The organism is Paenibacillus sp. FSL H7-0735, assembly GCF_038008505.1.
GTDB classification, from domain to species: Bacteria; Bacillota; Bacilli; order Paenibacillales; family Paenibacillaceae; genus Paenibacillus_AQ; species Paenibacillus_AQ odorifer.
This window is the reverse complement of record NZ_JBBOZH010000001.1, coordinates 686,454-709,684: the sequence shown is the minus strand read 5'-3', so window position 1 is coordinate 709,684 and position 23,231 is coordinate 686,454. Positions and strand designations below refer to the sequence as shown.

Below are 23,231 nucleotides of genomic sequence, written 5' to 3'. Positions count from 1 at the left end.
GAGCCTCCCTTGACTTATGGGTAATATAAAGTTCAGCAAACCTAGGATGAATGAACAGAATTCCAGAAAGAAGTGAATTAGAAAAGAAATACACCAGAAAGAAATGAGCCTTGATAGGAAGATGACAAAGTTGAAAAAACGAGGAAGGAAATTTTACACGTTCGGATGATCTAACCTAAAATAGGGAGAGCATTCTCCAAAATCAGGAGCCTGAATCAGGAGATTATCCTTATTGTAAAGTGTTCTATATTCTTCGTCAAAACCCTTTATCGCAATTCCGAAAATCCGGAATTTTTAACCCTGTTTGTCATTAAACACGTTAATATTCCTTATAACTAGATTAACCAATTTAAAGCCATGTGAAAGAAATCCACTCATTTATTCTAGAAAAAGAATCATCCGGTCTTCAGCAAACATTCAACCGGATATGGCATAATGAAGCTATCTATCACCGATTTGGAGGAACCTATGATGAAAGCAGTACAAGGAGTTCGACTTCTGCTCGTAGATGATGAGCCTCATATATTACAGTTCCTGGAGCTGGGTCTCCTTAACGAAGGTTTTGAAGTACGAACCGCGTCGGACGGGCTAAGCGCCATTTCGATTGCAGCTGAATTCAAGCCCCATGTAGCTATCCTGGATGTTATGATGCCGGGTATGGATGGATTCGAGGTATGTCACTATCTGCGCTCAGAAGAGACAGAGGTAGCTGTCATCATGCTTACTGCAAAAGACGAAGTGGATGATCGCGTAAAAGGACTATCTATTGGTGCTGACGACTATATGGTCAAGCCCTTCAGCTTTGATGAATTACTAGCGCGGATCCAAGCGCGGCTGCGGAATCAGTTTCCGGGGCTGCTAGGCGAGGTCCGCTGCGGTCCTTTCCGAATTGACAGCCGGCGAAAGGAAATTCGCTTCAGGGAAGAAGTACTTGAGCTCTCCCCTACGGAATACGAGTTATTGCAGTATCTCGTTATCAATCACGGCCTTGTACTCAGCAAGCCTATGATTCTTGATAAAGTGTGGGGCTATGATTTTGGCGGTGAGGAAAATATCGTTGAGGTCTATATCCGTTCGCTTCGTGAGAAGCTCGGAGATAAGGAGCACCGTATTATCCGTACCCTGCGGGGCGCAGGCTACCGGGTGGATCTATGAGCACTCCCATCTTCAGATGGCTTCGCAGACTACCTGCACCACGTTCCCTGCGTAAACAGCTGCTTGCCACATCGCTGCTCATTCTATCAGGATTGCTGCTGCTAATTGGAGTCTTACAATATATCCTTATGCGAGATTTTATATACAGCAATAGAGCGGAGTCTATGGAAGCGCAAATACGTTCTGTCCCCCGTGAGATGTTTTTTAACTTTTTTAATTCCTATGACGAGGACACCACAGGTATAAATGACACAAACAATGAGTTTAACAGCAATTTCCCGTTGGAAAGAGAAGACATGAATAAAATGCCAAGTGGGCTGCGAACTGGCGAGAACCGGCGCCCGCTTCTGCTTGATGCCCATACAACTCTCGCCATGTACAGCTCGGATGGCACCTTCAGGGATTTACAGCAATTAACCCTCTCAGATATAGCAGCACCCAGGCTGACCAATGAGCAATACGATGCGCTGCTGATTCACACCACAGATAGGGCAACAGGAAATTACAAGCTCATCCAAGCTGAAGACGGCACTGAACATCTAGCCATATTCATGAATCTTTATAGGCCTGGAAATACTAGATTGCTGCTGCAAATGAGTGTGAGCACGGGGCCATTAACGGATGTGATTATGCAGCAGCTGCTGATCTACGCAGGTTTGTCAGTGATTGCTTTATTGACTGGATTATTCCTATACTTGCCGGCCCTGCGAAAGACGTTAGTTCCTCTTTCTAATATGGGAGAATCGGCTGAGATCATTAATGCCGGTAATTTGGACATTCGGTTTCCAGTTGACCAAGGACAGGCCGAGATCGACAAGCTTGCTCATTCATTCAATGGTATGCTCGAACGTCTCGAAATATCCTTTCATAATGAACGGGAGGCCAAGGAGCAGATGCGCAGGTTCGCTGCCGATGCTTCTCACGAGCTTAGAACTCCGCTTACCTCAATACACGGTTTTCTTGAGGTCTTGCTGCGGGGCGCCGCCGATAATAAAGAACAGTTATATAACTCGTTGCGAAGCATGCATGGTGAATCGAAACGGATCAATAAGCTGGTCGAGGATCTGCTACTGCTCGCTCGAATGGATGGAGCTCCACAGCTGCAGATGACTGACCTGATTCTCAGCGAGGTAATTCACGAAATGAAGCCGCATCTGCTTTTGCTCGCAGATCAACGTAAAGTTACTTTTGATATCTCCTATGGCATCCGTGGTAAATATGATCCCTATAAGCTCAAGCAGGTGATTCTGAATCTGTTCCACAATGCAGTTCAGCATACCGATGCCGCGGCAGGCAGCATTCATCTCTCTTTACAAGCCGCAGGAAATCAGACTCTCTTAAGCGTGCGGGATAATGGCTGCGGAATTCCCGCAGAGCATATCCCACATATCTTTGATCGATTCTACCGCAGTGACTCCTCTCGCACACGTAAATATGGCGGATCAGGTTTAGGCCTCTCTATCACAAAATCTATTGTCGAGGCGCATCACGGCAAGATTAGTGTAAATAGCACCGTCGGCGAGGGGACAACATTTACGGTCAGCCTGCCTTGTGAGGAAGGATTAGCCAAGGAACAGTAACAACCGTTATAATTAAGAGGAACTGGAGCATCGCTCCACAAAACCAAGCGTATGCTTTCGTTGCCAGTTTTGCTCCACAAAACCAAGCGTATGCTTTCGTTGCCAGTTTTGCTATGTAGTCCATTCTAAGGAGCATCGCTCCACAAAACTTTTAGGAGGTAAATACATGTACGAAATCGCCGTAATTGGCGCCGGTCCTGCCGGTGCAAGCGCAGCCCTGTTCGCCGCCAAGGCGGGCAAAAAAACGCTGCTGATCGACAACGATAAGGGCATGACCCGCAGAGGTTGGTTTGAGAACTTTTATGGAATTTCCGAAGTAGGTGGTCCTGAGCTGGTCGAAACTGGGCATAAGCAAGCCGTTAAATTTGGCGCTGAGCTGGTTTCCGAGCAGGCTATCAACCTCACCTCCAGCGGCAACGGTTTTGTCATTGAAACTGAAGATGGAATTATCTATGAAGCAAAACATGTTATTCTTGCCACAGGCGCCCTTACAGATCTAGCTGCCAAAGCTGGCGTAGAGACTAAGGATGGTACAGAGCCAAGAATCAAAACTGTAGTAGCCGTTGATGCTGAAGGCAAAACGAATATCGCAGGTATTTGGGCTGCTGGTACTGTTGCTGGAGTAAGTGTACATGCCATTATTACCGCAGGCGATGGTGCGAAGGTAGCTATTAATGTAATTAGCGAGTTAAATGGCGCGCGTTACGTTGATCATGATGTGTTGAAAGCTTAATCTTCAGTACTCAAATCATAATCCGGAGGATGATTCTTAGGAATCGGTCTTCCGGATTTTTTCGTCACCAAGGAGAACCAAGTTACGAGATTTTAAAATAACTGCACTTGATGCAGCTATTTCAAACAATAACACCCACACGGCTGTTTTAAGTGTATTTTATGCAACTAAAAACAGGCTAAATGAGCATTATAGCTAAGATGTGAAGATATAGATGTATCAAGTGCAACTAAATCGATTTGCAGCTGTCCCCCCATACTTTTAATTGTATAAAGTACACCTATTTGCTCGTCCCTCACCTGCCCATTGAACACCACACGCAAAAAAACTGCTTCAAAACCTCATGCCACCGCCGAAGCCGATGTTATGATCATTTGAAACAGTTCCTCTCCCTCAACTGTGTATACTCCGATGCAAGGAGTCCACTTCTTCTTCTCTTCCCTTAAGACTAGCAGCCAGCTCCTGCAAATACGGAACCAATAATGGGCGCAAATCCTCCCGCATCAAACCTACCTCCAGCGTGGCCTTAATGTAACCGAATTTATCACCAATATCATAACGCTTGCCGATTAAATCGAGCGCCAGCAATCCTTCATGCCGGCATACCTCGTGCAAAGCATCCGTCAGTTGATATTCACCGCCCGCTCCACGTTCGAGGTTAGCCAGCACTGTGAATATCGAAGGCTCCAAAATATATCGCCCCATAATGGCATACTCTGAAGGAGCTGTTTCAGGCGAGGGCTTCTCTACCAATCCTTTTACTTCATGAACTCCATTTAGTGGGCCGCTGGAGGAGATAATCCCATATTTGTTAACCTCCTGCCGTGGCACATGCTGCACACCGACGATGGTCTGCTCCTCTTGCTCATACAATCTCATCATCTGCAACAGCGCCGGGTCCTCCGAGACCATGATATCGTCACCAAGCAGAACAGCAAAAGGTTCATCACCGATAAATTGTTCCGCACAAAGGATGGCATGGCCTAGTCCCAGCGGCTCCTTTTGCCTAATGTAATGGATGCTCGCTAGCTCACTAATTAGCTGGACTTCACGAAGTAGATCCTCTTTCCCTTTTTCCAGAAGCGTCTGCTCCAGCTCCACCGATTTATCAAAATGATCTTCAATCGACTTCTTATTACGGCCGGTCACGATGATAATACTTTCAATACCAGACCGAACGGCTTCCTCTACGATATATTGAATCGCTGGTTTATCCACAATGGGCAGCATTTCTTTTGGCTGAGCCTTAGTTGCAGGCAGGAAACGAGTGCCTAAGCCCGCGGCGGGAATGACAGCTTTTCTAATCTTCATCAGGAATCCCTCCCTTGCAGTTTATTTACGGAGATGGGTCACAGGGTGCTCACGAACATTCTTTTGCTGCCCCTTACCTTCATAGAACTCTTGGACAATATAAAGCGGACGTCCCTTAGTTTCATCATAAATCCGGCCGATATACTCACCTAGTATTCCTAGCATAATGAGTACGAAGCCATTAAAGGTCAGCGTAATTCCAATCATCGAAGCCCAGCCCTTAACGACTGAGTCTGTAAAAATTACCAGGTACAATACATACATAAGGTACAGAAAACCAGAAGCCGACAGCAGTGCGCCCAAATATCCTGCCAGCTTCAGCGGCTTATAAGAAAAGGAGGTGATTCCGTCCAAAGAGAGCTTGATCATACGTTTTAGTGGATATTTTGTTTCCCCCGCCAGACGTTCATCCCGTTCATATTCAATCGCCTTCTGACGGAAACCAACCCAGCTGACCAGTCCGCGTACGAAACGGTTTTTCTCCGGTAGACGTTTGAGCTCTTCGCAAACCCTACGATCTATGAGCCGAAAATCACCTGTATCCACAGGGATAGAAATATCGGTTGAATAACGCAGAATTCTATAAAACAGGCTGGCCGTCCACTTTTTGAATAAGGATTCACCGTTTCGCTTCACCCGTTTAGCATATACAACTTCATACCCCTTCTTCCATTCTGCAATCATGTCCAAGATCAATTCAGGCGGGTCTTGCAAATCAGCATCAATAATGACAACTGCATCCCCAAGGGCATAGTCCATTCCGGCAGTAATAGCGATCTGATGTCCAAAGTTACGTGACAAATCGATCAGCTTCACACTCTCATCCCAATAGCTATATTCCTCGATCATCTGGGCACAGTTGTCTGTGCTGCCGTCATTCACGAAGATCAGCTCATATACTTCCTCCGTCATTGCCATCACTTTTTTAATACGACGATACGTTTCCTGAATGACTGCCTCTTCATTAAACATCGGTATAATAATGGAATAGCGCACGTTGATACTCATGAGCAGCTCCTCCTTTAATTTGAATGCTGAAGCGTGCCTGCAAATGTATTAGCACGCTTCGTATCCTAAAACACTGAACTAGTTAACTGTAACTTTGTATAACGTTCCGCTGTTGCCAGCGTCGTTTCCTGCCCAATCCGCTGCTGGAACCTCTGTGCCATTGTCGGTAATCCAGGTAGATAGCGTAGAATTCCCTCCACGTCCACCACCCATACCGCCGCTGCTCAGCAGGAAGTATTTCACCTTGCCACTCTCTACTAACGCCTTTAGGGTATCTGTGGTATATACTGTGTCCGAATTGGAAAAACCGTTCAGAATAACAACCGATGCCCCCTTATCGACGATATAAGGAGCTGCTGTGCCATAATCCAATACGGCAAACAGATAAGGCTCCCCAGTATTATTTTCCTCCAGATAGGACAACAGACTCTCATTCGCACTTGTGGCGCTATTACGCCCAAAGTTGCTAGAATTGCCGCCCATTCCTCCTCTGCCCTCACTGCTCCCTGGTCCTGCTTCAGGGGTTTGGCTATTCAGGCCATAAGTAATTGGGGTAGCTGCCCAGTAGAGCGGGCCAATTAACAATACTAGTACAGCAGCAGTACTTGCTGAGTAAACAAATGGCTTCTGTTTGCCTTTAAGTACGACCAGCACCAGAGAAACAACTATACCGGCAGCCAGAATGCCAATCGACCAGCCCCTGCCAATCGTATCGTCATAAGGATGAATAATGTACCATTGAAAAACTGCTGTAACCAGCGTCGCAACTGGCAATAGCCATGACAGCCAACCAGAGTGCTCGCGATACAGACTCCAGAGCTTTGACCAGCCTGCACCGACCAGCGCGGCTATCGGCGGAGCCATCATCACCAGATAATATTGATGGAAGAATCCCGCAATACTGAAGAATCCCATCACCGGGACCAGCCATGCTAACCAGAATAGAGCTTCTTTATGCCCTTGCGTAAAGTTCCTTCTCCGCAGATTAGCGAATAATCCAATACAACCAAACAATACAAAAGGCAACATCCAGCTTGCCTGACCTGACAGCTCTGATTGGAACAGGCGCAGTGGACCTGCGGTTCCAGTATTGAACATTCCACCTCCGCCGCCATTCATGCCGCTGCGTTGTCCTTGGCCCCCACCTTCACCACCAAATTGCCGGTTTTGATTATCTGTTCCACCGCCGGGTGGTTGCCCTGGTGAACCTCCATCATCGGCGCCATTTTGACCGTCTGAGGTTGAATTTATGCCTTGCCGACCCGAAAATGCTCCACGTCCGCTATCCGTACCATTTTCAGCATCTGCCCCGTTCATAGCGGGTCTTTCACCGTTCATAGCTGGCATCTCGCCATTCATGTTCGGCATCTCACCACCATTCATTGAAGGCATTCCACCTCCGCCACCTGTCCCCCGATCACCCGTCAACCGCGCGACACCATTATAACCAAAGGCAAGATTGAGCACGGAGTTAGTACCGCTGCTACCGATATAAGGTCGTTTACTAGCGGGAATCGAATCCACTATCACTGCCCAGGATAACGAGACCACGAGTAATATAGCTGTCGAGGCCGCTAATACTCCAGTTTTTCGCTTCCAGTTCACTTTCGCAGCCAAGACATAAAAGAGATAAAAAGCCGGCAAAACCATATAAGCCTGCAGCATCTTCTCATTAAACCCAACACCGATTAAAGCGAATGCGGCAAGGAGACTGCCCAGCTTATTACTCTTCGTTCCTTTAAATAAAAACCAAACCGCCAACAGTAACGTGAATACTAACAAAGCATCAATGTTATTCGTCCGGCTAACAGCCGCCGCTACTGGAGTTGTTGCCATGGCCAGCGCTGCTAAACGTGCTGCCGCTTTACCAAAGGTAGGTTTAACCAGAAGGTATACGAGCAACACGGAGCCCACGCCCCCAAGCGCCTGAGGTAAAATTACACTCCAGCCATGCAGCCCGAAAATGAGTGCGCTAAGAGTCTGAATCCAAAAGGTGACCGGTGGTTTATCCACCGTGACTGAACCTGCAGAGTCGAGTGAAGCGAAGAAGAAATTATGAAAGTTTTGCAGCATACTTCCCACGGCAGTGGTGTAGTATGTATTCACATAGTGGTCATTCCAAACTCCATAACCGTACAAAAAAGCAGCGAGTATTAAAATGAGCCACAGTATAAGATCCGAGCTTATTTTTCTAGCAAAACTCATCTCCATTTCACTCCTATCCCTTGATCATTCTATATGCCGGCAGTTCTGTAACTCCGGCCCAAGCTTTCCGTAGGTGTATTATTTCATCCATACCTTAACTCTCAATGAGTGCAAGCTGAATGTTTGCTGAATAAATGAGGCTGCCAGAACGCAAAAAAGACCCCACAATGTGGAGCCTTTCGGTACTCTTTTCAATCCAAACTATGTTATTCCATCTTGCCTATGGCAACAAGCTTATTCACCGTGTTCCAGTTGCGTGCGGTAATGGGCATCCCGAGTATTTTGTCAAAAGGGACTTTAAAAAGCGGCGATTGGCTCACACTGACCTCATATAATATATACATCTCTCTGCCGACAAAACGTACTTTATCCGGTCCATTCTCATAAGTGCGCAGTTTATCCAATGCTTCCGCTGAAGGCTCGGCTGGTAAAAAAGTAACATACCATCTTTTGAATTCCTCTGGCTCGGAGAGCTGAAAGGGATCGTTAGCGATCACGTTCTCCATCTCCGCTAAAGTACGGATAATAACAGAGACCTCGAATCCAAAAACCTCATGAATCTGACGTTCAATGACTCCGCTAAGCAGGCTCACCGAACCTTCATCACTCTCAAATACGACATTTCCGCTCTGAATATACGTTCGTACATTTGCAAATCCAAGAGCTTGAAACATCGCCTTCAGGTCCAGCATTTTAATAATTTTGTTCCCGCCGACGTTAATTCCACGCAGCAGCGCTATATAGGTAGTCATAGAATACGCCTCCGTTTTGTGCCATGATCAGCTTACCTCTGCGGCTAAGGTGTGTAGACGTTTACGAACTTCTTTTACCAGCAGCTCCTTCTCTGGAGGCGAAAGCCCCTCCACCAGACGCGCGGCCGCGATCGGCAAAATCCAGCGGTCTACGTCCTCATAAGTGTGTCCTGATAATCTGAGATACTCTTGAATGTATCCCTTAGTTAATCTTTTTCTTATAAAACCTAACATTAATTTGGAGAAGGCAGAAGCTCCCGGAGGCATAGCTCCCAAACTGAACATCACTACGGAACGCGCAGCATCTCCAGCAGGTTCTCCCACTACACCCGTCATCCAGTCGATCACCCAGAGCTGTTCATCCATAAGCACATTGTCGGGATGAAAATCCCCATGACATAAACGAGTGCCTTCCGGCAGCTTCTCCAGATACTTCAAAATGACGGATTTTTCCTCTTCGCTCAGCATAGGGGCAACCATGATCTGACTTTTCAGCATATCCTTTTGCTGGCCGATTTCCTCTGTAGTTTCAAGCTTATGCAAATCACAATGAAGCCCCGCCATCAGCCTGGCATATTGGGTAACTTTCCAAGGCTTCTCACCCATCACCTTTAGTAAAGAGGGACCCTGAATTTGTTGAAAAACGATACCTTGTCGATTCTGTTCAGTAATAAGCTCAAAAGGCTGAGGGGTCCGAACACCCCGCGCATGTACAAACCGGCTGATTTTATATTCCCGGCTGACGTGTTGCTCTGCTATATCCTCCCGGTACAATTTAAGAATCCTCTGATCGTCATGTTGCCAGATCTCCGCTGTTCTGCCTTCCCCAACAAGCTTCGCCTTCATTCGGTATCCTCCATTTAGTCCAGATTAATGCGGGTAAAATGCTCAACTACCGGAAATGGGTCGTAGTAATGGTGAAGGAGTGCTTTCCATTCCTGATATTGGCTGGATTCTCTAAAACCAACAGTGTGGTCTTCAAGCGTTCTCCACTTCACCAGCAACAGATACTTATGATCATCCTCCAAGCAATGTTGTAATTCATGGCCCATATAACCCTCTATCGAGGAGATTAAACTTGACGCCTCCTTGAAGCTTTGCTCAAATTCAGTAGTCAAACCAGGCTTTACTTGCAGCATCGCAGCTTCCAAAATCACAATCATCATCTCCTAAAGTTATGTATTTAAAGCATCACGGAAAAACTCATGATAGAAATTAATGATGACCAACAGTATAGCTAGTGACTCATTGACACTGCCTACCTCCAGCGAATGATTAGCATCATCGATTCTATACACCTTCAAATGATTCAGCCCACTAATTTCACCGGAATGTTCTTGACCAAATACGGGGTCACTGCCGCCATAGATTACAGTACCACGACTCCGCTGAATCAGCGGCACCGCCTCAGGCAACGGGGTGATATATAGATGAGACGTCTTCTTCTGTATTTCTAGCTCTTCAGCTATTCTACCTGCAATAACAGCGCCCATGCTTTTACTTATAAAAAGAAATCTCTTATAATCCGGAAGAGAAGCGATCACAGCTTTACATTCCTCAATGATAATACTCATTTCTTCACGTTTGAAATCCACCCTTGCACTCTGGTAACCATATTCTAAAAGCAGAACATCACAATTATGCTCCCGGGCAGCTTTAGCCGCATAATCTAGCAGAGAGCGATCAGCTGAATAATTTTTACCCGGAAAAATAACAGCCAGCGCTTTGGACCCTTGGGTGATATATTTATGTTTAACCTCTCTACCCCAATAAGAGGACATAATGATATTGCTAACGTTCATACATGTTTCCCCTCTTCTACTCCTTAGACGGATTTAAAATGTTTAAAGAAATCTATCGTTTCTTGCAAATCTGCCTCATCTTTATAGATACTCATTATTCGCCCAATTTCAAGCGCAAAGTCTACATATCCATTCGGTTTAGCGGTAATGATTGTTCCATCGACAAAGACGTTAGATACCCCAGATTCATTGTCCACATAAACCTTACCATCCAGTACTCCGGCAGCCTTAAGAATGGATACCCCACCGCAAATGCCCGCGATGACTTTTCCTGCTCGATTTAGGCTTCTGATTAAATCTAATAGAGCCTCCTGCCCTATTAAATTATCTGTTTCCCCACCAGGGATAATCAATAAATCTATGGTGCTAACGTCCACATTTTCAACCAATACTGATGGATTCACAGAAAAACCCTCACAGGAGATTAACGCCTTATCTTCCAAGCTTAAGGTATAGACCTCGCCCTTTGTTTTCATAAAATAAGCTGCCAATGTAACCTCAAACTGCACAAAGCTATCATATATAAGAATATATGTATTCAATGATAGATCAGCTCCCCTGTTCTCAATAAAAAAGTAAACTCTATCTATGTATCTATCATTATAGCATCATCGCCTTCTCCTGAAACTTACGGACTCAGAGGACGCTATTTGCACATTTCCCGCGGCTTTAAAAGCGTAAATGTGATCAAATAAAACGAAATAAAAAAAGACACGGGCAACCAGCCACTTTAAGGCTTACGAGACACCTGTATCCTCCTATTAGAGCTATTGCTGCGACTGCGGCGCTAGCTGTTTATTTTTACGCCGGCTCACAACAATTTCAGCGCAAATCCATAACATCAGTGGAATAATCACCTGAAAAGGAAAGGCGTATATTTTATAAATATGGTAAGAAAAATAGTACATTTCCATAATATCCTTGTACACAAAATCCGCAAAATAGATCATGAGTAGTCCCATCTGAAGCACAACAGAGCGGTAACTCTTGAGCTTGAGTACTTTTGCTATCCCACTACTCGCTACATACAGACATAAACTTGTCTTGATAAAAGTAGTGATTACAAAAGCAACTGCCGATGAACCTTCAATTCGGGTCAGAAAATCACCTACATTAATACGGCCAGCAGACACATAAGCGGGAAAATATAAACTGGATAGAACTTCAGGACCCAGCATCAACAGGTTACGCAAAGTAGCCATAATGATAATCACCCCTGAAATTACTAGACTACCAAATAATATCTTCCGTATTGAGCTCTTGTCCGATAAATTACTGAATGCTCCCAGAAATATTACAATCTCCGCAAATGGAAAAGAAAAAGTACCCAGAGTGTCGCTTAATAAAGGCTGCCAGCCTTTGTCCAACAGAGGAAGTAAATGATGATATTCCAGTCTGGAAAAGGCGAGTGTTATCAGTACTAAATTAACAAATACAGCAAACAGCAACAGGAGCTTAGCGCTTCTCCCCATCACTTCAATCCCCGCCTTAACCACCCAAACACACAATAGTCCCAGACATATCATAGGTGCTAACATAGGGGTATCCGTTAAGGTAATTGTGCGACTGAATTCTCCAAAGTTTCTAATAATTAGTGCCCCCAAATGAAAGGAATACCATATATAGAGAGTGGAGATGATTCGACCCAGGATTCCGCCAAACACGGTAATCAACATATCAAATAGATCCTTACCCGGTAATAGGACGTGGAGTCTGGCATATATCAGCAAAAGTGGGGCAACCAGCACCATAGCTAACAATACGGCGATCCAGTTACTGTTACCGGATTGTCCCGGTACGCCCATAAATATTGAAGTCCCCATAATAAATAAGACAGCAATACTAATAGCATGCCCTGTTGATATGATCTCTTTATTCATACTCTATTCTCCCTTTAGGCTAATACCTAGAATAGCTTCTTGATCCAATACACAAGGAATGGTGACGGACTAGGAATCGACCATCTCATTGCCAATGCAAAGGCAATACAGAATGAAATTAGACATAATGCAGAAGAAACATAAAAATCCTTCTTCATCCCCTGCTTCCACAGACCATAAGGATCAATTAAAACAATTACTACATAGATAAACATGACCACCACAACCAATATTATCACCTATTTTTGATGAATCTTGATAGACCTTGTCGTTTGTGCACTGTTCTCAATAATCACCTTGGAATTCACTACTACTTCGACGTTGGAAAATTCTTTCACCCAGTTTTTCTGATTTTCTCCCAGGTCCGCGGCATTTTCTCATGAAGGAGCTCTCCAAACCCAAAAATATCTGCATGGTAATCCTTCTGAACCTTATGAATAACTGAGAAAATCTGCTCTTCTAGTTCTTTTTCAGCCCACCTTTCTATCGTTTTCTTGCTGTCCAGACTATTGAATTCGCCCGAAGATTTGACCTCGTCCAATCCGGCATGTGTCAGTGTATTAAGTTTTATTTGGAGCTTACCATTTACCCATACAGGTTTTATTTTTGTGCGATTGGATAAAATTTCGAGCGAAAAGTTAGGCTCTCCACTTTCATCCTTTACGATTAACACACCTCCCTGGATTTGATTGTTGGCAAACAGCATGTATTTCGTTTCTTCGCCACTGATCATACCGATCATTTTATCCATTTTGAATATAGCTGTTCCGCTAACTCGTGCATTCTTCATCTTATTTTGTTCATGGACATAAATTAACGGAGCGATAGCATATTCTCCAGAAGCCTCAAGCTTGTCAATGAAATCCCAGATTTCCACAACAGGCGCTGTGCTGACATTCTTCTCAGTTCTCATCTGCTGTGCAAGTGCGTAAGACATAATGCTCTCAGTTGAACTACTTAGGCTTATGATTTCTTGAGCCGGTTTGTCTTTAGCGACAAAGATATACACATCTGATCGGGTTTCCGTATCCCTGTTGTACCAATCAATTACTTTGGTGACTCCCTCCCTTGCAATCTCCTCACTGAGGATAATCGCCTTAGAATGGCTCCAAAATAACTTTTTTCCAGTAATCGAGATCATCCCCCGCACAATATCAAACATGGTCTCGCCCGCGAGCGTAATCATTTTGAAACCAGCCTGACTTGATTTCAACCCTTCCTTCGTATCTACAATTTCTGTCGTTACCAATAACTGACCGTCTTTTTTCCCCTTATCAATTGCGACCCCAGCAACAATCGACATATCGTCAATTTCAAAGTAGTTCCAGCAGCCTGTATTGCAGATCAGAAGCATCATGGATATAACAATCAGAAGTATCCTTTTCAGCTTGCTCATGGTCTTCTCCTTACTTTATTGGAACCTTTTCTCCTCATATTTCGTGCCCCAATCAACGCCGGACGCAGATACATATGCCACCACGGCGCCCTGATCGCTGTATCTTTAATGTCCTGAGGACGGATAGAGCCTACTTCAAGCATGTATGGAACCCCAAAGCTGCGCAAACTCATCAAATGTACTACTAAACCAAGCATTCCAAGAAAATATCCGTATATCCCCAGGAAAAAACTCGCACCCAGCAGCAATGTTCTTACGATAATTAAAGGACCGGTCAACCTAGGATTAAGTAGCGTCATGATCCCTGTTAAACCGACTACAATAATCATTGGAGCACTCACTATTCTGGCCTCCACTGCCGCTTGTCCTAACACGAGAGCGCCTACGATACTGATAGCCTGCCCTATATAGGTAGGTATCCGCTCGCCCGCCTCTCTTAATATTTCAAAAATAGTTAACATGAATAGCGCCTCTACTATTGTAGGAAAAGGGACTGCTACTCTTGCTGTAGAAATACTGAGCAACAACATGGTGGGGATCATTTCCTGGCTATAGGTAACTAAAGCTACATAAAGAGCAGGAATACTGATCGACAAAAAAGCTCCAAAAACTCTTAACATTCGATTGAACGAACCAAAATAAAAGTTAATGTAATAATCCGAGCTGGCTTGAAAATTCTCTACAAATAGATAGGGAACGGTCATTGCAAACGGGCTGCCTTCTATAAGCACGGCAACTCTGCCCTCCATCATGTTACTGACTACGGCATCCGGGCGCTCTGTACTTCCTGTCATCTCAAAGGGCGAATAGGGTTCGTCTCTAATTAATTCCGCCAGAGATGCCGTGTCCAGAATAAGATCTATGTCAATCTGTTCAATTCGATTCTGTAATTCTTTGAGAATAGCCGGTGATGCCAAGCTCTCCATATAACAGATACATATCGGTGTTTTGGAACGTGTTCCCAGTGAACTAAAAACAAACTTTAACTCGGAGTCTTGCACCCTGCGACGAATAAGAGTGAGATTCACTAACAGTGATTCCGTAAATCCTTCCCTTGGACCTTTGACACTTTTTTCGGTCACCGGTTCCGCAAGAGCTTTCGTCTCCCAACCCTGTGCCCCAATGTTCAGAACACCCGCAAAGCCGTCTATCAGCAGTAAGGTCTTGCCAGCTATAATCGAATAAATCATTTCATCAAAATCTTCAGAGGCGACCACATCACTAATGCTAATGACCTGCGTCCGGATGTTCTCCATCAGCTCGGCTTTATTGTCACAATTCTTTTTGGTAAAATCAAAAGCCATAACAGGCTTAATAATCCCTTCCTGGATCAAATGCTTGTCAACCATTCCGTCAACATAGACTAACCCAAAGCGAAGACTATCAGTAAACATGTTGCTAAACACTCTGATTCTAAGCGTTTCATCGTCCTTGAATATGTTTCGAAACAAAGTCATCATTTCATCCAGTGACGTACTCAGAGTCTGCTCAGATTTTGTGTTTTTTTGAGACGTATTGCTGTTTCCACCTGCTGGCCGTTCCTCCACAGTAGTCACTCCTGTCAGAATTAGGTTTCCTAGAAATTATCCCCCGTCTCTCCAAATCCTATCCGCCAAAATTATACTGAAAAGGGATCAACAAGAAAGAAACGAGACTACTCCATACGCCGGGTTCGGCAGGTAAGTAACCCAATCAGCCCTTGGGGTCATGCCAATAGTGACTCACCGCATAACATCCTCAGACGCTTCGGCTCAGGCACGATAACACCGCATATATCCTCAGACGCTTTCGGCTCAGGCACGCAACACCGAGTACATCCTCAGACGCTTTCGGCTCAGGCACGCAACACCGAGTACATCCTCAAATGCTTATGAACCTAGGGAAGATAACACCAAGTACATCCTAAGGCGCTTACGGACTCAGGAGGCGTTATTTGCTCATTTATCGCCTTTTTGGCATAGTTTTGGACTCCAGTGCAGCTATTTCATCAAAAGTGGCTCATATTGGGCGGTTTTCATGCCAATAGCGACTCTGAGGACCGATAGCACGCCAAAAGTCCATAAATGCAACGTTTAGGGGCTACTGGGTCCGTTACCGCCGAATCACACTCATCCCTTGGGGTTTACGGACCTCGCACAATAACACCCAACACATCATCAGACACTTACGGACTTAGCCGCGATAACACCACTTGCATCCTCAGGCACTTACGGACTCAGGAGGCGTTATTTGCTCAATTATTGCCTTTTGCGAACAGTTTCGGACTCCAGTGCAGCTATCTCATCAAAAGTGGTTCAAACCGGGCGTTTTTCATGCCAATAGTGACTATGGGGTCCGATAGTACGCCAAAAGTCGATAAATGCTACGTTTAGGGGCTACTGGGTCCGTTAGCGCCAAAACACCCTCTCCCCGGGGAGCTTACGGACCTAGCACAATAACACCGAACACATCCTCAGACACTTACGGACTTAGCCGCGATAACACCACTTGCATCCTCAGGCACTTACGGACTCAGGAGGCGTTATTTGCTCATTTATCTCCTTTTTGGCACATTTTCGGACTCCAGTGCAGCTATTTTATCAAAAGAGGCTCATATTGGGCGGTTTTCATGCCAATAGTGACTATGGAGTCCGATAGCAAGCCAAAAGTCGATAAATGCTGTGTTTAGGGGCTACTGGGTCCGTTAGCGATCTCTTGCGTTCAAATGACATACCATGAAGCAAAGTTTGTTTTAAGAGCATGGGGGATACGAGCATGTGATTAGGTGTTTTTGAGTTGTCAGCTCTGAGATAGCAACTTCGATCTAGACGTTTGAGGCTGGTATCTCTATGCTAGCAACTTTGATCTAGGCGTTTGGGGTTGGCATCTTGTTCTAGGCGTTTGGGGCTGGCACCTTTGAGCTAGCAGCTTTGAACTAATAAAGCTGGCGTTCGGGACATACGGTCAGCAGCAAAAAAACACAGGTACCCCACCAGTCATTGGCATGACTAGGACACCTGTGTTTTTTATATCTTGTATTGCTGCACGATTATTGAAGCTGCGCAAACAGGCGGAAGATCACTGTCGCTGCTTGCGCTCTTGTAGCCTTGCCGTTTGGTCCAAATTGGTTGGATGTCATACCGTTAATAATTCCACTAATACGCATCGCTTCTACAGCTTTGGCTGCATCCGCAGACAACTGATTCACATCAGAGAATGCTTCACCAGAAGCATTTGTTCCGGCAGTCAATGGGATATTAATCGTCTGAGCCAAACGATAAATCATGACTGCCATTTCCTGACGAGTAATCTCCTCGCTTGCACCAAAGTTGCCATCCGCTTTGCCTTTAACAATGCCGAGCTTTTGAGCGCTCGCAATCGGACTGGCATACCATGCCCCATCCTTAACGTCTGTAAATGTGCTTACAGCCGTCTCATCTAGTAAATCAAAAGCGTTCATCAATATTTTGATGAATTCTGCACGGGTCACATTTCCACTTGGATTAAAGTGTTCAGCATCCATCCCTTCGATTGCACCTCGTGCTGCGAGTGCTTCAATGCTGTTTAACGCCCAATTAGCTGTAGCGATATCTTTGAATGAAACATTCGAGTGAACCACTACATAACTGCCAAGCTGCGGCAAAGTTAACTCAAGCATCTGTGTTCCTGTATTAAATCTTCCGTTCTTAACGATCTCTAGTTGCTGATTACTGTTCAAGTAATAAACCACTACTTTATGAGCTTTCTCACCAGACTTCAGCGTATAAGGAAGTGCCAGCTTGACCCCCGATGTCTTCAGAACATCACTCGGAATAACCACACCGTCTACGCTAAGACTGATGTCTTTAATTGTACCAGCATTCAACTGACTGCTTACCGACAGTGGCAATCCGGATACATCTCCAGTGCCCACAATAAGCTTAAGTTTGCCGTTCTTAGCATCTGTGTAAGTCTTCAAGAAACTTTCCGGCAGCATTATGCTTGCTGTTCCTGTATCAATCTTGAGGGATTTAACATTTCCCGCTGCTGCCAGTGACTGCAGTGGCAGCTCAATTACAATTTGTTTCGCGTTTCCGGCAGGATTCACGACAATGGACAGAATACCATCCTTTGCATCCTTTCCTGCCTTTTCAACATCTGCGGCAGTGAGTTCAGCCAATGCTTTTCCATCTGCTCCGATGACCGTCTGGACCACGATTTTACCACTGCTTACAGCAGGGGTTGCTGTCGCAGACGCGCTAGGCGACAGTTTGGCCGTGGCTACCGGCACATAAGTACCCGGTGCCTCTGTTGGTTTTGGTGTTGACGTTGGCGTTGGTGTCGCTGTCGGTACAGGTGTTGATGTTGGCGTAGGTGTTGGCGTAGCTTCTGAAAGCAACTTCAGGCCCGCAACCGCCGCATTAAGCTGACTTAATGCCTCATCAATGTCTGCCTGAGTGGCAGTCCCACTCTCCAGCAATATCACTGCTCGTGCTACTTCTTTCTCAAGAGTATTCCAGCTCTCCTCTACATAAAGGCTCTTATCCAAAGCTTCTATTGCTCTAAGCTTCTCTTCCAAAGGTGCCGTTATGAGAGGCGGATTTACAGAAACCAATGTTAAGGTATACGTTCTGGTCGTTGTTTTATCCAGTGCTGTCACAATGACCTTGTAACCCGTTTGGATTTCTCCCGCAAGAGTAATGCTATCAGGTTCGTACACAGCGAAGGTAACCCCTACCGGAACAGTAAGTCCTTCCTTCAGCTCATCAAGCGTAGTCGTATCCGGTAAAATAATTTCTTTGGCTACCTGATCAATAGATCCGCCCGGAATTGTGATTCCGCTGATCGTTGCATCATGAGCTTCGACAGGCTGTAAGGCTTCAAAGGCATTTTTTAAATTGGAATATGCCACATTAATATCACCATCGGTAGCACCGTCATTTGCATAAGTGGCTTTAGCAGCCTCTAGTGCAATGCGTAGTGCCTCCCATTGCTCAGGCATTCCGGTATAATTCTCTTCATTTACCGAAGGATCTTCCGCTGTATCAATGGCTGCTTTAAGTTTAGATTTATCGTACCTCACACTGATGCGGCAGCTGGCAGCAATATCAGTGCCCGCCACTTTACCAAATATAGTGAAGTCTGTAGCAATGGTGAGTTTGTTAAGGGGAATTCCCTCCCATACCACACTTGCCAAGCCTGTCGTTTTATCGGCGTAAGTTACCGTAACCTTAGCTGGAAGCGTAGGCACGACGTTAACTGTCGTACTCACCGCAATCTGTTCAATGCCCGCAATCGCACCATGGTCGCCGGGAGCAGGAACTTCTCCTTCTGGCTTAGACGAAATAGCCCGCCATTCCTTAACGCCTGTCCAAATACTGGTGGACTGCTTATTAAGAATCAAACGGAGTTTATCCGTCTTCACCTCGTCAAAGGTTACCTCGTTAAATGCATTTCTTGCTTTGCCTTTCTCGCTCAAGCCCGTTACCGGTACATATTTTCCAGCATCCTTATCCCAATATTCGAAGTTGTAATCTCCCGGTACCTGCACACCGCCTTCATCATCATAGAAGTACACGGAGCTGCCTGACAAAGTCACGGGCTCTTTCCAGGTCAGTTGCAACCAGTGGCTTTCACCGGGACCGCCCCAGTTCCCATACTGAGTTTCTGCTTCGCTATTGTAAATACTTGCTGAAGTATAAGGGATATAACCATCATTAATGCCATACACAGACTCCCATGCCGAAGTGTATGAGGCACTAGGGGCAGCCAAAAGGGCAGCATTTCTGTATCTAAGGTTATCCACCGCCATCCGCATTTGATCCGTTGCCACCTTGATCTCTTCCAGCGTATATTCTCCCTGAGCCAGCAATGCCTTGGCAGCAGTCAGCGCAGCTTGCAGCTCTTGCCATGTTGCCGCAGTAAAATCATCCTTGTTCCGGACAAGTCTGCCGGAATCCCGATCCGCAAACTTCGCGATCATCTCTGTCAGTTCCGCAGTAGCTACAAATACGGTGACTGGAACCTTCACGACAGTTTCCAGTTCTCCATCGCTGACAGTCAGGCGGTATTCGTATTCACCAGTCGTCTTAAAGGTAGCTTGCAGCATGGCTTTATCAAGCCCTGTCTCCTCTACTTCTCCTTCACCTGAAATCTTCTCCCAGGTATAAGTCAGCTTGCCACTTGGCAACCCATCATCAACGATCTGCGGCATAATCGTCAGAGGAACATTTTGCTCAACCTTCAATGGTGTTTCTAGATAAACCTTTGGTGCTTGATTGGCAGCCGCCTTAACCTCCAGATTATTATTGTAGATCTGAATCTCCTTGATGGCGGTCGCAAGTTCCAGCGGATGCGTCACATGAATGCGAATCGCTGCAGTATTAACCTTTTGGAACTCCACATTGTTATAGTTGGAAGCAATATATTCCGGATAGCGGAATTGTCCCTCCACTGGTTTCCAGCTTCCATCAGCATCCTGATATTCGACACCAAATGTCTGTGGTGTACCATAACCGTTCAGAAGCCGGTCATTATAGAAATAGACTTTTACATTGTCCACAGCCTGGACTCCATCAAATTTGAACGTAACCGTATCGACAGAATTCGGCGAACCGCCGAATAAAGCTGTGTTTGACGTATGATTAATTGATGCGATTGTCGAATTGTCCGCCAGGTTGCGGATATTCGAACCGCTCTTGATATAAGTCGATTCAACAGTAGTGCCTGAAGCAACAGCCAGATTCGTACCGTTATTAACAATATCAACGCCTGCTTTATTAAACATGTCGACAGTCTTCTCATTGCTGGCTAAGGATGTTTGATCTGCCGCAGCAAGCGTCGTAGCACTGCCTTTTTCATATAACACCTGTGTCTTCGAGTTGTCGCCAACGGCCCCAGTTACATCCCCTGAAGGTTTTTCCACCTTGCCAGTAGCTGTATCATAAATCAGATGGGACATTTCGTTAGTTGTCATTACGAGTTCATCATTAATGAAGAGCGAATAACCTGCTGGAATACCTTGATAATGAGGATTGTCACTATACTTAGCAGGATCCTGCCATACGATAGATAAGTTAGCATCATGGTAACGCACGTTATCTACAGCAAAATAGTCATAATCGACATTAATCGGCCATAGCTCGATTTTGTCATCTGTCCGTGGCTGAATACCCGCCATATCTTCAACCACAGTGTAATTCATCATGCCAAGCGTATCGTGGTGAATCCATGCCCGTACCATATCTCCACTAGGGTTAGGAGGATTGTCTTTTGTCCATGGTGTGCCGAAGAAGTAATCCTCCAGCCAGAAAAATTCATTAGAGTCCAGGTGGTCCGTATTGCCCGGTTCCACTGTATGCAACCAAGCGCCCCAATCAAACAGTGTTTTGTAAACGTCACTGTTGATATTATCTATAGGATAATAGCGCAGAGAGGCACGAACGGTATTAATATAGTTGCCGAAGTTACACCATGCGAACTGGTCTGTACCGAAGGCATCCGTCTTGCCATTCTTGAAATCTTCTACCCGCTTCATAATGCTGTTCTGATCCGCTGTAAAGAAAGGAAAGATCGGATAATAATTCGGATCTGCGTAATCAGACAACTGAGATAAATATTTCGCCTCATATCCTTCTTCACCTTCAGTTGGTACTACACCAAAGTTAAAGACAAACATGTTATTATCCCGCCAAGGGTTGAATACATCGGTACCGCCCACAACTTTTTTATACAAAAAGCTGCCTGTACCATTCGTATCTGCCACACCGTCACCATCAAAGTCAGCCTTGTCGTACCACATCTCATTCAGAATTGAATTCTTAATATTCTGCGCAACAGTGTTCATTTTAGCTGCACCCGCAGTATCTCCAAGCTGCTCGTACATCTTCGCTGTTGCCACTGCATTGGCGTAGGTAGTAGAAGAACCATCCAGGCGGGCATAGTTACCACTGCCATTCCAGTGCATGGATACGGTATCTCCGTCATTACCTGTAATCGGACCATGGTTATAATAAACAAGATTTGGATTAGTGCCTTTAAAATGTTCAAGTGTGCCGGTAACATCAGTCGCAGAAAAATCAGCGAACTTCTTCAATATTTCCTGACCACCACCGTAAATCTTGTAAGCGTCCCAGCCTACTTGCGACGTGTTCTGCATCATATCCCAGGTCCAGATGTTAGGACGTCCGGGATTATTTTTATAATTCTTATTCTCGGAATATTCCCCTTGAGCCAGCCAGGTTCCATACAAGTAGGAAGGATCACGCAGCCATTTCAGATCCTGCATCGCCCAAGGTACACTGACCGTAATCCCGTTGTTGTAGCCGAGAACGCCCTCCATGTTCATTGGGAACTGCCAGTCATTGCCCGGAATGTTGGCATCCAGCAAATTAAAGCGGTTACACCACCAACGATAATAAAGTACCTTCTTCACATTCTCATCGGGAACATCGATATATGGAATGTTCTCTGCCCACCACTCGTTGTACTCCCGCACCTGTGCAGAGAAGGCCGTGTCATTGCTGTCAGCAGCCTTAAAGCTCTCATAATGCAGCTTTGAGCCCGGTATTTCATCCGCGAGCCAACCCATGACTACCTTTTGGTCAACGGAGCCACCGGCGGGCACTGTAATCTCTCTAACCAGTTCATTTCCGGAAGGACTCATGCCGTTTCCGCTCAGATGAACATCCACGTAGGACATCGCTTCAACTACCTTTTGCCCGGCTTTGCCTATCATTAGCGGAGCAGCCACTCTGTAACCCACCAGCTCATCACCCTCAGCCGCTGAGACGAAAGGTGATTTAACCTTCATCGTCAACGTTATATCACTGGCCGTAGGATTCTTCAATTGAAGCAGCGTTACAGCACTGTTATAGCTGGAAATAAATTTCCGCTGGTTAATCTCCAGGCCTCCGCTTGTGTAGGTCTGATTCTCATGACTCGGGTAGTTCTTCCGCACATTTTTCTGTTCCGCCAAGTCTCCTGTAGAAAGGGTGATGTTATACATCGTGTCCTTGTTCAAAGTATCCGCGTAATGCACCGTTCCCACAAAACCCAGCTTGGTATTATCCTGAGTCTTCATGTACAAAGCGCTTCCCCGGCTGAACAGAGTATTGGCGCTAACTTCATCGTTGACATCATCCGGAATGACACCTTCGTTAACAAGCAAGGCATCAAGCCAAGGCAAATCGGAATTATCTTTTGCAAAAGCCTCAAAATCAAAAGCTTCAATCGCCTGCATCATTTCTCCGACGGTGACATCGCTGAAATTAACGCCTTCCTTAACAATAGAATTATCCTTCCACTTCGCCTGCCCGTAATCGGTGCCTACGCCTTCATGATAGAAATCAGTCGTGTAGTTAGCCGATACGGGAACAATCCCTGCATTTAATACAACAGCCGCACATAATGCCGCCACAGAAGCTCTTCTGGGCCATTTATGACTTGTCAT

16 protein-coding genes are annotated in these 23,231 nt (G+C 45.5%); 3 read left to right on the top strand and 13 right to left on the bottom strand.

Going from position 1 to position 23,231, the window contains the following annotated elements:
* The first annotated feature begins 471 nt into the window (after positions 1 to 471).
* The 3 genes from NSS82_RS03175 to NSS82_RS03165 all read left to right on the top strand — a co-directional run bounded on the left by NSS82_RS03175 (position 472) and on the right by NSS82_RS03165 (position 3,468).
* Entirely contained in the window at positions 472 to 1,155 is a 684-nt protein-coding gene (locus NSS82_RS03175) for a response regulator transcription factor (protein ID WP_038568592.1), read from the top strand.
* Entirely contained in the window at positions 1,152 to 2,735 is a 1,584-nt protein-coding gene (locus NSS82_RS03170; protein ID WP_076105955.1) for a sensor histidine kinase, read from the top strand. Before NSS82_RS03175 ends, NSS82_RS03170 begins: the two co-directional genes overlap by 4 nt.
* A 166-nt stretch (positions 2,736 to 2,901) precedes the next feature.
* A complete protein-coding gene (locus NSS82_RS03165; protein WP_036676776.1) occupies positions 2,902 to 3,468 on the top strand; it encodes an FAD-dependent oxidoreductase in 567 nt (188 codons plus the stop codon).
* Positions 3,469 to 3,861: 393 nt separating this feature from the next.
* Here the strand turns inward: NSS82_RS03165 and galU are convergent, their stop codons facing one another.
* The 13 genes from galU to NSS82_RS03100 form a co-directional block, all read right to left on the bottom strand.
* Positions 3,862 to 4,782 (bottom strand): UTP--glucose-1-phosphate uridylyltransferase GalU, encoded by a 921-nt coding sequence (galU, locus tag NSS82_RS03160; protein ID WP_218641946.1) that lies wholly within the window; start codon positions 4,780 to 4,782, stop codon positions 3,862 to 3,864.
* An 18-nt stretch (positions 4,783 to 4,800) separates the two neighbouring features.
* Positions 4,801 to 5,787 (bottom strand): glycosyltransferase family 2 protein, encoded by a 987-nt coding sequence (locus NSS82_RS03155; protein ID WP_036676773.1) that lies wholly within the window; start codon positions 5,785 to 5,787, stop codon positions 4,801 to 4,803.
* A 78-nt stretch (positions 5,788 to 5,865) separates the two neighbouring features.
* Entirely contained in the window at positions 5,866 to 7,992 is a 2,127-nt protein-coding gene (locus tag NSS82_RS03150) for a glycosyltransferase family 39 protein (protein ID WP_076272728.1), read from the bottom strand.
* A gap of 206 nt (positions 7,993 to 8,198) precedes the next feature.
* The gene (locus NSS82_RS03145; protein ID WP_036676770.1) at positions 8,199 to 8,744 is read right to left on the bottom strand and encodes a DUF1697 domain-containing protein; all 546 of its coding nucleotides are present in this window, start codon (positions 8,742 to 8,744) and stop codon (positions 8,199 to 8,201) included.
* Positions 8,745 to 8,771: 27 nt separating this feature from the next.
* A complete protein-coding gene (locus NSS82_RS03140) occupies positions 8,772 to 9,590 on the bottom strand; it encodes a phosphotransferase family protein (protein WP_038568584.1) in 819 nt (272 codons plus the stop codon).
* Between the two features lie 14 nt (positions 9,591 to 9,604).
* Complete coding sequence (locus tag NSS82_RS03135; RefSeq protein WP_036676767.1) at positions 9,605 to 9,901, bottom strand: antibiotic biosynthesis monooxygenase family protein; 297 nt, start codon at positions 9,899 to 9,901, stop codon at positions 9,605 to 9,607.
* Positions 9,902 to 9,919: 18 nt separating this feature from the next.
* Complete coding sequence (locus NSS82_RS03130) at positions 9,920 to 10,546, bottom strand: hypothetical protein (RefSeq protein ID WP_076272727.1); 627 nt, start codon at positions 10,544 to 10,546, stop codon at positions 9,920 to 9,922.
* A 23-nt stretch (positions 10,547 to 10,569) separates the two neighbouring features.
* Complete coding sequence (locus tag NSS82_RS03125) at positions 10,570 to 11,088, bottom strand: DJ-1/PfpI family protein (protein ID WP_038568581.1); 519 nt, start codon at positions 11,086 to 11,088, stop codon at positions 10,570 to 10,572.
* Positions 11,089 to 11,313: 225 nt separating this feature from the next.
* Positions 11,314 to 12,426, bottom strand: coding sequence for a GerAB/ArcD/ProY family transporter (locus NSS82_RS03120; RefSeq protein WP_036676761.1), 1,113 nt, complete (start codon positions 12,424 to 12,426; stop codon positions 11,314 to 11,316).
* Between the two features lie 26 nt (positions 12,427 to 12,452).
* A complete protein-coding gene (locus NSS82_RS03115) occupies positions 12,453 to 12,641 on the bottom strand; it encodes a hypothetical protein (protein ID WP_178944218.1) in 189 nt (62 codons plus the stop codon).
* Between the two features lie 119 nt (positions 12,642 to 12,760).
* Positions 12,761 to 13,822 carry a Ger(x)C family spore germination protein gene (locus tag NSS82_RS03110; protein ID WP_081386618.1) on the bottom strand — a complete coding sequence of 354 codons (1,062 nt, stop codon included), beginning with the start codon at positions 13,820 to 13,822 and terminating at the stop codon, positions 12,761 to 12,763.
* A complete protein-coding gene (locus NSS82_RS03105) occupies positions 13,819 to 15,369 on the bottom strand; it encodes a spore germination protein (RefSeq protein ID WP_218641692.1) in 1,551 nt (516 codons plus the stop codon). Before NSS82_RS03105 ends, NSS82_RS03110 begins: the two co-directional genes overlap by 4 nt.
* A gap of 1,481 nt (positions 15,370 to 16,850) precedes the next feature.
* Positions 16,851 to 23,231, bottom strand: coding sequence for an S-layer homology domain-containing protein (locus NSS82_RS03100; RefSeq protein WP_076272726.1), 6,381 nt, complete (start codon positions 23,229 to 23,231; stop codon positions 16,851 to 16,853).